Source organism: Dorea sp. MB18-49 (genome assembly GCF_023669465.1).
GTDB classification, from domain to species: Bacteria; Bacillota; Clostridia; order Lachnospirales; family Lachnospiraceae; genus Dorea_A; species Dorea_A longicatena.
In genome coordinates, this window is record NZ_JAMOYX010000037.1 from 20,367 (window position 1) to 31,674 (window position 11,308).

The 11,308-nt window shown below is 43.3% G+C and carries 10 protein-coding genes and 1 riboswitch; of the genes, 2 read left to right on the forward strand and 8 right to left on the reverse strand.

Annotated features, from left to right (window positions below; all coding sequences use genetic code 11):
* The 6 genes from NCY30_RS10920 to NCY30_RS10945 all read right to left on the reverse strand — a co-directional run bounded on the left by NCY30_RS10920 (position 1) and on the right by NCY30_RS10945 (position 6,272).
* Positions 1-813: an FAD binding domain-containing protein gene (locus NCY30_RS10920; protein ID WP_250818742.1), complete on the reverse strand. Its 813-nt coding sequence runs from the start codon at positions 811-813 to the stop codon at positions 1-3.
* Positions 814-902: 89 nt separating this feature from the next.
* Positions 903-1,325, reverse strand: a complete 423-nt coding sequence (locus NCY30_RS10925; protein ID WP_173732926.1) for a 4Fe-4S dicluster domain-containing protein — start codon at positions 1,323-1,325, stop codon at positions 903-905.
* Positions 1,310-3,400 (reverse strand): molybdopterin-containing oxidoreductase family protein, encoded by a 2,091-nt coding sequence (locus tag NCY30_RS10930; RefSeq protein ID WP_250818743.1) that lies wholly within the window; start codon positions 3,398-3,400, stop codon positions 1,310-1,312. The genes NCY30_RS10925 and NCY30_RS10930 overlap by 16 nt, the downstream gene beginning before the upstream one ends.
* A gap of 69 nt (positions 3,401-3,469) precedes the next feature.
* On the reverse strand, positions 3,470-4,816 hold the full coding sequence (locus tag NCY30_RS10935; RefSeq protein WP_055215549.1) for an MATE family efflux transporter: 1,347 nt from the start codon (positions 4,814-4,816) through the stop codon (positions 3,470-3,472).
* 149 nt (positions 4,817-4,965) lie between these two features.
* A complete protein-coding gene (gene lepB, locus NCY30_RS10940; protein WP_161158697.1) occupies positions 4,966-5,544 on the reverse strand; it encodes a signal peptidase I in 579 nt (192 codons plus the stop codon).
* A gap of 95 nt (positions 5,545-5,639) precedes the next feature.
* Positions 5,640-6,272 (reverse strand): DUF1810 domain-containing protein, encoded by a 633-nt coding sequence (locus NCY30_RS10945; protein WP_173732927.1) that lies wholly within the window; start codon positions 6,270-6,272, stop codon positions 5,640-5,642.
* Between the two features lie 345 nt (positions 6,273-6,617).
* Positions 6,618-6,727: riboswitch (TPP riboswitch) on the forward strand.
* 99 nt (positions 6,728-6,826) lie between these two features.
* On the opposite strand from NCY30_RS10945, the gene thiW reads away from it, so the two are divergent.
* Positions 6,827-7,354, forward strand: a complete 528-nt coding sequence (thiW, locus tag NCY30_RS10950; RefSeq protein WP_022415568.1) for an energy coupling factor transporter S component ThiW — start codon at positions 6,827-6,829, stop codon at positions 7,352-7,354.
* Positions 7,355-7,562: 208 nt separating this feature from the next.
* The gene (gene thiC, locus NCY30_RS10955) at positions 7,563-8,873 is read left to right on the forward strand and encodes a phosphomethylpyrimidine synthase ThiC (RefSeq protein WP_022415567.1); all 1,311 of its coding nucleotides are present in this window, start codon (positions 7,563-7,565) and stop codon (positions 8,871-8,873) included.
* Positions 8,874-9,382: 509 nt separating this feature from the next.
* Here the strand turns inward: thiC and NCY30_RS10960 are convergent.
* Positions 9,383-10,894, reverse strand: coding sequence for a CoA-transferase (locus tag NCY30_RS10960; RefSeq protein ID WP_022415432.1), 1,512 nt, complete (start codon positions 10,892-10,894; stop codon positions 9,383-9,385).
* Between the two features lie 194 nt (positions 10,895-11,088).
* Positions 11,089-11,308, reverse strand: a 220-nt coding sequence (locus tag NCY30_RS10965; RefSeq protein ID WP_250818744.1) for a hypothetical protein, incomplete at its 5' end; no start/stop codon positions are given.

Sequence of the window (11,308 nt, forward strand, 5' to 3'; positions counted from 1 at the left end):
CTACTGATCTCCTCCTTTTGTATTCAGTGCTTCCAATGTCCTGCGGATCAGAACGTATGCCAGACGGCTTCTGTATTCTTTGCCGGCGCGCATATTACTGTCCGTCTTCACCTTTGAAACAATGCATTCTGCCTCTTTCTTCATCTCTTCTTCACTACAGACACCGCTCCATACTTTTTCTCTGACTGCTTCTGTCAGTTCCAGTCGGACCGCCTTCTGCGGTCTTGCACCGATACATACGCATCCATTTTCAGCATTTACTGAAACCGCACATGTCAATACCGGAAAATCTGTCTTGGAATTTCTATGTGCCAGATAAATCATATTTCTCTGATCCTTTTTTACAATAACTCTGACTAAAATGTCATTGTCTCTTTTCATCTGCGCAAATTCCTGTAATGGAACAATCCCTCCTTTATACAGTTCTACGTAACTGTCCATTGCAAGAAACACCGTCAGTACATCCGAAAATCCATAACGTCCGAATATACTTCCACCAATCGTTGCAAGGTTCCGGAACTGTACGCCGACAATATCACTGACCGCATCTTTTACTGCGCCTTCACACCACTGGTTCAATCTTTCATGACATTCCAGTTCACGGAGTGTCGTCATACATCCGATCCGGAATTCTTCTTCTGTCTCTTCGATCTGATTCAGACCAAGTCCGGACAAATCAATCGCTTTCTGTACATTCCGGTTCGACATCTTAAGCCACAACATGCCGCCCAGAATGCAGTTCGTCCTCTTCTGGTTCAGTTCATATGCCTGTTCCAGACTTTCTGCCTTCACATATTCCTTGATTTTTAACATACGCCTTTATCCTTATCTCTCTTTACTTAGTTTTATCCAGTTTCATCTATTCTTACTTTTATCAGTCTCACCTTTTTATCTATTCGTCTTTATTCCAGTGTGATCGCACCGGGAAAACAGACTCTGACGCAGGCAGGTTCCCGCCCTTCCCTGATTCTTTCAATACACCCGTCACACTTTTCCATTTTTCCGTCCTTGTCAAAATGGATCACGTCTTTCGGGCAGACCTTTTCGCAGGCATGACATCCAATACATTTTTCTTTGTCTGTCAGTACAAATCCAGTCTTCGGATCTTTGTAAATTGCCTGCACCGGACAGGCTTTGATACAGATACCGCAGTGAGCACAGCCCGGACAGATATTCTTTTCAAACTGATTTTTCACTACCTTTTTGACCGTCCGATGGCTCTTTGCATCTACATCTTCCACATCATGGTGTGCATCCAGACAGGCTATATGACAGGCATAACAGCCGACACATTTATCCGGATCAAATTTTAATCGGTAACACATGCCTTCACCTCGCCTTTTTCTTTCTCGATTTTACAGAAATAACTTTTATATCCCGGGAATCCTGAAATTGGATCCAGATAATTTCTGTCTATCAGATCATTTGCCTCACCCTTTGCATTGCCATGATAGATGTGTACAATTCCCGGCTGGCTGTTCAGATAAACCGCCGCAATTCCGCAGATACTTCCCACCGGGGAAGATACCCTCACCATGTCACCATCTGCAATACCATACTTTTTCGCATCTTCCGGATGGATTTCTACCAGTGTTGCCTCTTCAAGTCCTGCAAGCCACGGTACCCGGTATGTTCTTGCATGGAAAAGCTGTGGTTTTCTGGAACCAGTATTCAGAATCAATGGATATGCTTCCCTGTCCATGCCTGACACCTCACGGAAATCTCTGTATTCCGGAAGTCCGGAATATCCGTGGCTGTCTTTGTAACGTTCGAGTATCTGTGATACAAATTCCACCTTACCGGATGGTGTATGAAAGCCTTCTTTTTCATATCTCTTAAATGCAGGCGGAATGATCACACGTCCTTTTACCCCTTCCGGATGCGCCCGCAATTCCTCCAGTGTGACACCGGATGGCTCCAAAATATATTCCATATATTTCTCATAGCCATGTTCCAATGCTTCATCATGTAACTGCATGGCACGAAGCATGCCGATCATGATCTCAATATCATTCTTCGCCTCTCCGACCGGTTCGATTGCTTTTTCTGACAGGAAGAACATTCCTCCCCGTCCATTCAGCACAACATCTCGTTCAAAGGAAGACGCTGCCGGAAGAACCAGGTCTGCCATCTTGCTTGAATCCGAGAAAAACAGATCTACATTCACATAAAAGTCCAGCGCTTTTAATGCTTTCTGAAAATGCTCCGGCTCCGGCCACATTCTATGGTTCAGGCCGAATCCCACCACAGCTTTCAACGGATATGGTTCTTCCTTCAGAATATAATCTGCAATTCTTGTACACTGCGCTTCCTCACACGGGAGATCAAACCATGCCGGAAAATCTTTCTCACCGATGGCTTCTATCGTATCCAGCCGTTTTACTTTTCCATATTCATTGCAAGGAGACACCGGACCCGGTCTTGACGGATTGCCACCTGGAATATCATAGTTGCCGGTAAGTGCGATCAGACACATCACTGCCCGGTAATTCTGCATTCCATTAATATTATGTACAACTGGAGACGCTGAAAACATCACCCCGGCAGGCCCGTTAGATGCATACATTCTGGCAGCTTCACGGATCAGTTTCTTATCTACACCGGTGATCTTCTCTGCTTTTTCCGGTGGAAACTGATTCACATACGCTTTGTACTCTTCAAAACCATATACATATTTTTCTACAAATTCTTTATCATACAGCCCTTCTTCTATGATCACCTGTGCCATAGACAGCGCAAGTGCTCCGTCCGTTCCCGGCAGAAGTTTCAAGTGGATATCCGCTGCCTGTGTCGTTACGGTCTCTCTTGGATCTACGGCTATGATCTTCGCCCCACGTGCTTTTAACGACTGATAAGGTCTTGCCATTCCCACATTGGAATGATACAGATTGTTACTCCATACGAGAACCGTCTGTGCATGCATCAGATCCGGAAAGCAGATGTCATTTCCATAAATAGATTTCCATGCCATTGCCGCCGACTGAAAACAGGTACTGGATTCCGTACAGTAATTCGGAGACCCGTAAGCATTGGCAAGCCGCAGAAGTGCCGGTCTGTACCATTTCGGATATCCCGCATAAAATGCTGCCGCCTGCGGACCATATTCTTTTTTGATCCTGAGAAGATTCTCTGCAATCATCCGATACGCTTCATCCCAGGATATGCGTTCAAATTCCCCGCTTCCTTTTTTTCCGATCCGTTTCATCGGATACAGAATCCTGTCTTTGTTATAAACATACTGCCTGGAAGCAGCTCCTTTAGAACATAATCCTCCACTCTGCCCCGGAAGATCCCGGCTGCCTTCTACCGACACAAGCGTTCCTTCTTCTACATAAGCATCGATCGGACATCCCGCTGAACAGATATTACAGCGGACTTTTTTTATTACTCTTTGATTCATGCTGTTTCACCCATCAATGTTTCTATGTTCATTCGTACATTTTATTATAACAAGTTGCTTTTCAGTTTTCTATCTATTTTTCAAATTTCTGTCTTTCTTTCCTTTCATGATCTCAAAGTACATAATAAGAAGAAGTGTTCCCGCCAGCACCCATGCCGCCGGAGATGCCAGACAGATTCCCATATAGCTGCCAAAATGTGATGCAATCAGCGATGCACCGCTCCGTCCGACAAGTTCTGCAATCCCCGCTGTCATCGGAAGCAGTCCATATCCCATTCCCTGAATTCCGTTTCTATACAAATTAACAATAACAAGAGGCAGGAATGACACGCTTACACACCTCAAATAAATATCCACATATTCCATGATCTGATTTACATTCTCTGATACAAAGAATATCGTCATATATTTTCCGACAAAGAAAATAATCACACCTGTCACAACCGCATAAATAAATCCAATCAATGTTGCACTCTTAAATCCTTTACGGATTCTCGTATATTTCCCTGCCCCCATATTCTGTGCACAGTAAGTCGCCATCGTTGTACCAAGCGCAACGTAGGCCTGCGTAAACACCTGCTCGATCTTGCTTGCTGCCGCAAATCCGGCTGCAGCTGTAGAACCGAGGATATTCAGGCAAGACTGTACAACAATCGTTCCTATCGCCGTGATGGAATATTGGAATGCCATCGGAAGTCCGATCTTCAGCTGCCATCCGGCCAGATTCTTATCTATTTCCCAGTCTTCTCTATGAAGATACAGTGCGGGAACCTTCTTTGCAATATATAGCAGACACAGGATTCCCGAAATTCCCTGTGCGATCACTGTCGCATAGGCTGCCCCTGCCGCTCCCATTCTAAAGACAATGATAAACACCAGATCCAGCACAATATTCAAAAGTGCTGCAATCACAAGAAAATAAAGCGGACGCTTACTATCGCCTAGTGCCCTTAATACACTTGCAAGATAATTGTAAAGTGCCTGTGCCACAATCCCGCCGCAAATGACCATAATATATCCGTAAGCTTCTCCATACATGTCTGACGGTGTATTCATCAGATGCAACACCTTCGCCATACTGATCATGCTCAGCAATGTAAGAATAACGGTTACGATCCCTGTAAGTACCGCACCGGATGCCACAGACTTCTTCATCGCCTTCATGTTTCCGGCTCCGAAGTGCTGTGCTGTAACAACCGTAAATCCCGCCGTAACTCCCTGCAGGAAGCCAATGATCAGAAATACCAGTGTTCCACATGCTCCTACCGCCGCCAGTGCCGCATTACCGACAAATTTCCCGACGATCACCGTATCTGCCATATTATAAAACTGCTGAAAAATATTACCGATAAAGATCGGCATTGTAAAATTGAAAATGATCTTCCCGGGAGTGCCGGCCGTCATATCTTTTTCCATCCTGTTTTCCTCCTTTTCCGTCATCTGTGTATATCGCTATCTTTCATCTTCATTCTATGTGTTTACGTTAAGAAAAGACCCTGATATCGCTTCAGAGCCTTTTCTCGCAAAACTTTATTCATTATATAAAACACAGAAAACAATTGCAACTATTTTTCTGCAGATTTATTTACAAATCCAACTTTATTAAGCGGCCAGTACCGGAATCCTGCTTTGGCCAGAATTGTCTCTTTCTTTACATACGTGTTATCCCAGTATCTGGAATCCAGACTATTGTTCCGGTTATCCCCCATTACAAAATAACTATCTTCCGGAACTTCATAAGGTCCGAAGCTTCCTGCCATCTCTTCCGGGCAGAAGCTTACCGCCTGTGTCTGCTCTTTTCCATCAATGTAAATCTTCCCGTCTTTCACGGTAACTGTCTCTCCTGGCAGTCCGATCACGCGCTTGATAAAAATCTTGGACGGATCATCTGGATATTTGAAGATTACAATGTCATATCTCTCTGGATCATCTTTGATATATGCCAGACGGTTTCCCAGCACCCGGTCTCCTTTCATAATCGTATTCTGCATAGATTCCGATGGAATCACGGCATTGATATACACCAGTTTGTTCATTGCAAATACAACACAGAATATGATCAGAAATGTTTTCAGATAATCCCATACAGCCGCCATACCGGTCAGCTCTTCCTCTTCCTGCTTCTTTTCCTTTTTATTTTTCATATTTTTACACTCTCCCCTTTCATGTAGCACATACGCGATCTTTTTCACACATTTTTACGTTCTCCCCACGCTTCACACATATAGCTTCATATAGTTTATGAAAGTTTTAATATAACCCTATCCGGACTGAATGCCACTTCATTGCCCTCATTAATCTCTTTCTGATAAAGTTCCGCATCCGGAATCTCTAACTGAATCTCTTCTTCACTTTTCAGCTTCAGAAGGGTTACTTTAGCCATTGGTTCTACCCCGTCCGGTCTTCCTTCACATCCAAAATCCGGTTCATCAATTCTCATCACCAGATATCTCATATCCAGGATATCTACTGTCTGCGCATCTAATTTTCCATCAAAGAACTTATCCAGTACTCTCCGAAAGACTTCATTCTCTTTTGCCGCCAGCGCAAACAACGTCATTGACGAACGCAGTTTCAGATCATCAGGCCATCCCATGACTCTGGTTGCATCATCTGATTCCAGTTGCAAAAGTGCCTCTGAGCTCTCTCTTAAATGTGCATTTGTCACTGCGTTTTCTATATATGCTTTAGCTTCTTCATAGTCTTCAATAGCGTAGTACATTGCAGTACCGCTACTCCCCAGCCCCTGAATCTGCGGAAAAATGTACCACATCCAGCAACTTCTCTTATGTCCACTCTTAATCTCTGCAAGAGCTGTCTTAAATTCTGACTCCTGCGCTTTGATAAACCTCTCTAGATTATTCTCTCTCATTCTTTTTTTGAACCTCCAGTCCATACATCTGTCTGTACGCTGCTTCTTTTCCAGTACAGTTTTTATAACAACATCTTTTTCTATTTTAGCATACCTTTCTATGTCATGTATACATCAAATCATCCGACATCTATAGAATAACCGAAACGCAAAAAGCAGAAACTATTTTTTACACCAGCTTCCGCTTTTCTTACTTTTATTACTTAATCTGTAGGATATGAAGATTCCTTATATTTTTCCAGACTTTTTAAACAGCATATGAAATCCCCTCTTCTTCTTACCAGCAGAAAAATTTTCTTGCATTTTCCGATATGCCAGACTATAATAACGATTGAACAAAGTTTTTTATAAACAGGGGGGAGCTGGAGAAAACCGGCTGAGAGGAAGCGTAATTCCGTTTCGACCCTTTACCTGATTTGGATAATGCCAACGGAGGGATTCATACCATGTATTGATTTGACAGAGATGCCCCCGCATCTCTTCTTTTTTACTTTTTGTACCCTCCATCCGCTTTATGAATGAAGGGTATTTTTTTATGAAAGGAATGTTTATTTATGACACACACAACTTTATCATCAGACTCTTCACGGACAAGACGACTGGCTCTTGCCGGTGTATTTACGGCTCTTGCCATCGTCGGAAGTTTCTTAAGCTTTCCGGTTGCAGGCAGTAAATGTGCACCTGTACAGCATATTATTAATATCCTGGCAGCAGTCACGTTAGGACCCTGGTACAGTGTAGGAATTGCATTTTGTGCCAGCCTGTTACGAAATCTACTTGGTCTTGGCAGCATGATGGCTTTTCCCGGAAGTATGGTTGGAGCACTTTGCTGTGGACTTGTATACTCCATTTGCCACAAGCTCAGCCTGACTTGTCTTGCAGAGGCACTCGGCACAGGAATTCTTGGCGGCCTGGCTGCTTATCCTGTTGCAGTATATATTATGGGAATCACTCCTGCCGGGATCTTCGTCTATGTAGTTCCATTTCTGATTTCTACTATTGCAGGAAGCATTCTTGCATTTCTGCTGATTACAGCGCTGAACAAAAGCGGCGTAATGGCTATGATAAAAACGACTCGTTAAGAGTTGTTTAGAAACGGTACATTGGGGACACCACCTTGTACCGCATACACAAGTATCAGATTTTCCCATCTGATATAGGCGTCAGTAATTTCATAGTTCTTTTATGAACCTCAGATCTGTGTAGAGAAATGTTTCCCTGCATCGAAATCTGTGTGTTTTTGCTGACGCATTATAACCTTATATTTAATTTTTTAACGGAGGCAAACACATGAGAAATTACACAACACAGATGGATGCTGCAAGAAAAGGAATTGTCACTCCTGAAATTGAGATTGTAGCAAAAAAAGAAAACATGACAACAGAAGCACTTATGAAACTTGTTGCAGAAGGCAAGGTTGCAATCTGTGCCAACAAGAATCACACCAGCCTTGATCCGGAGGGTGTCGGAAGCATGCTCCGTACCAAGATCAATGTAAACCTTGGTGTATCCCGCGACTGTAAGGATTACAATATTGAAATGGAAAAAGTTATGAGCGCTGTAAATCTTGGTGCTGAAGCCATCATGGATTTATCGAGCCACGGTAACACACAGCCATTCCGCCAGAAACTGACACATGAATGTCCTGCTATGATCGGTACTGTTCCTGTATACGACAGTGTCATCCACTATCAGAGAGATCTTGCAACTCTGACTGCGCAGGACTTCATCGACGTTGTCCGTCTTCACGCAGAAGATGGTGTGGACTTTGTCACACTTCACTGCGGAATTACACGTAAAACGATTGAACAGATAAAAAAACACAAACGTAAAATGAATATTGTAAGCCGTGGCGGAAGTCTTGTATTTGCATGGATGTGTATGACCGGAGAAGAAAATCCTTTCTACGAACACTATGATGAGATTCTTGATATCTGCGAAGAATATGATGTTACTATCTCCCTTGGTGATGCATGCCGCCCTGGATGTCTGGCCGATGCTACCGATGTATGCCAGATTGAAGAACTTGTGCGTCTTGGAGAACTTACAAAACGTGCATGGGACCACAATGTACAGGTAATGGTAGAAGGACCGGGACATGTACCGCTTGATCAGGTTGCTGCCAACATGAAAGTACAGCAGAGTATCTGCATGGGTGCTCCGTTCTATGTACTTGGCCCTCTTGTTACGGATATTGCTCCAGGTTACGATCACATCACATCCGCTATCGGTGGTGCAGTTGCTGCTATGAATGGTGCTGCATTCTTATGTTATGTAACACCTGCAGAACATCTGGCGCTTCCTAATGTAGATGACGTAAAACAGGGGATCATTGCTTCCAAGATTGCTGCCCATGCTGCCGACATCGCCAAAGGTGTTCCCGGAGCACGTGATATTGATGATAAAATGGCTGAAGCACGTCAGAAACTTGACTGGGACGCACAGTATGCCTGTGCATTAGACCCTGAAACAGCCAAAGCCATCCGTGACAGCCGAAGCCCGGAAGATGATCATAGTGATACCTGCAGTATGTGCGGAAAATTCTGTGCAGTCAGAAGTATGAATAAAGCTTTGGCCGGAGAATATATTGATATTCTGTAATTCTTGGGATTTAATTTATTAACTGGAGAAGCGGCCTCTCAGTCCTTGAAGGAAACAATAGATAAGGCTTCTTGTTCAGGTTCCATACCATAAGAAACACTAAGAGAGTCTGAATCACCTAAAAGCAAAGGAACTACGCTCAAACTCGGCGTTCGCCTCAAACACGTTCGCTTCGTTCCTTTAACAGTGCTTCTGACTCTCTAATTGTTTCTAACGGCATTCCACATTCACAATAATCCTTATCTATTGTTTCCTTCAAGTCGTGACTGGCTGTGAATGTTAATAAATGTGAAGAAGGTGTTGGAAATAGTTAAGCGTCAAAATTATGCGTTGGGTTTTCGAAATTTGCCTGTTTGAGCCGAATGGCAAGTTGCAAATTTCGGAAGCCCGTTTTTAGCATAATTTTGACGCTTTAGTATTTCCCGCCGACGGAACCTGAACAGGAACGGCTTCCTACTTTTTATGCAGGTCCGGGTCGTCGTGCCTTCCTGAATTAAATAAATCCCAATTTAAATCTCCACCTCAAACGGCAGCCTGTCCAGAATATCTTTCTGCATATCTACTCCTGGGTAGACTTCGATCAGTTTTAAGCCTTTTGGTGTCAGTCTGAACACACAGCGTTCTGTTACATACAATACCTTTTGTCCGTTTTCAATCGCTCGCTTTGCAGAGAAGCTTACACTGTTGACCTTCTCTACGAACTTAGCAATTTCTCCTTCTTTCTGAATCGTCACCACTCCTTTTTTCTGCGTAACCTCCAGACCTTTGGCATCAAATGTCATACAGAACACAACCGTCGGTGTCTTTGCCGTAATATTTGCAAATCCGCCGATTCCGGCAAATGCACCCGGTCCTCTGTGTGCATTGATGTTGCCATATTTGTCAACTTCCAGAGCTCCCATAAAGCAGATGTCCAGTCCTCCGTTATCATATAAGTCGAACTGGTTCGCCATATCATAGACTGACGCTGCACCAATCATAGCTCCAAATGCTTCTCCCGATACAGGAAATCCGCCGATACCACCTGACTCTACCGTAAGGGTTACCATATCCAGCATGCCGCTCTTTCTCGCATACCGGGATACCATCTCTGGGATACCGATTCCGATATTCACGATATCATCCACCCGAAGTTCCTGTGCAGCTCTCTTACCAATGATATTGCCCGTCACACTGTTCTTTTTTGGTTTGGTCGATACATTCTCGATCTTTTCACTCCATGTATACCAGTCCTTGTAAGGAATCTCAAAGCTTCCCGTAAGCGCCGTATACGCTTCGTTTCTCTTTTCCGGCTCTGCCACAACAATTGCATCTACAAGACATCCCGGAATAATGGCGTTACGTGGACGCGACGGTGTATCAACCAGACGGTCTACCTGTACGATAACTTTTCCCCTGTTTGCCTTTACCGCCTGACAGATGGAAAGAGCATCGCCGGACATAAACATATCATCGAATGTGATATTTCCCTTTCTGTCTGCTGCTGTTCCTTTAATCAGTGCGATCGTAATCTTCGGAAGCTTGTAATACAGGAATTCGTCCCCGTCTACTTCTACATGTTTTACCAGTGAATCATCGATGGATATGCGGTTAATACCAGGTCCTTCTCTTCTTGGATCTACGAATATATCCAGTCCGACTTTCGAAAGGGCTCCCGGCAGACCTCCGGCCTGTGCACGGATTGCATGAGAAATACATCCAAGGGGAAGATTATACGCTTCAAAACGGTCCTCCAGCACCAGTTTCTTTGTGCTCATCATGGCTCCGAAATGTCCACAGATCAGTTTGTCTACTGCACCTTCTCTGATATATCCTTCTGCATTATGTTCTTCATCCCAGACGCCGAATCCCGCACTGGATACAATCGTCAGATGTGTAGGAGACTGCATCTTCTGATATCTCCGGTAGATTGCTTCATGAAGTTCTGTCGGGTTCTCTATTCCTACAAATGAATTGACACAGATACAGTCTCCATCCCTGATCAGACGGATGGCTTCATCTGCACTCATGATTTCATACATTTTTTCTAACTCCTTTAACCTTTGTACTGACAAAAAATAATTAATTCTATTTTATCTTATTACTCTGCTAAAGTCTAGCATTTCTATATTTTTAACCGATGCTGCTACCAGCACAGGCTTTACCACATATTAGTTGCAATAATTTTAGACCATTTCTCACAACTTTCTTCTTTAATTCCGCTCCCATTAATTCATCATTTATAATGAAAAGAAGTAAAAAAATTTTCAAAATATTTTATCTCTGTCTCCATATTCCGCAATAAATCGACAAGAGTTTTTATCGCAATAAACTCTTGTACCTTCACATTTAACTTTTTTGACCTTTGTGACAAAATATTTTCAAACTCAGTAGCCATATTTTCTTGTATTCTAGAATATGTATATATATTTATTGCTTTCATATCACTCTTCTTT

Coding starts and splice junctions, on each gene's coding strand:
- NCY30_RS10920 (WP_250818742.1), bottom strand. CDS start 813: ATGTTAAAAATCAAGGAATATGTGAAGGCAGAAAGTCTGGAACAGGCA.
- NCY30_RS10925 (WP_173732926.1), bottom strand. CDS start 1,325: ATGTGTTACCGATTAAAATTTGATCCGGATAAATGTGTCGGCTGTTAT.
- NCY30_RS10930 (WP_250818743.1), bottom strand. CDS start 3,400: ATGAATCAAAGAGTAATAAAAAAAGTCCGCTGTAATATCTGTTCAGCG.
- NCY30_RS10935 (WP_055215549.1), bottom strand. CDS start 4,816: ATGGAAAAAGATATGACGGCCGGCACTCCCGGGAAGATCATTTTCAAT.
- lepB (WP_161158697.1), bottom strand. CDS start 5,544: ATGAAAAATAAAAAGGAAAAGAAGCAGGAAGAGGAAGAGCTGACCGGT.
- NCY30_RS10945 (WP_173732927.1), bottom strand. CDS start 6,272: ATGAGAGAGAATAATCTAGAGAGGTTTATCAAAGCGCAGGAGTCAGAA.
- thiW (WP_022415568.1), top strand. CDS start 6,827: ATGACACACACAACTTTATCATCAGACTCTTCACGGACAAGACGACTG.
- thiC (WP_022415567.1), top strand. CDS start 7,563: ATGAGAAATTACACAACACAGATGGATGCTGCAAGAAAAGGAATTGTC.
- NCY30_RS10960 (WP_022415432.1), bottom strand. CDS start 10,894: ATGTATGAAATCATGAGTGCAGATGAAGCCATCCGTCTGATCAGGGAT.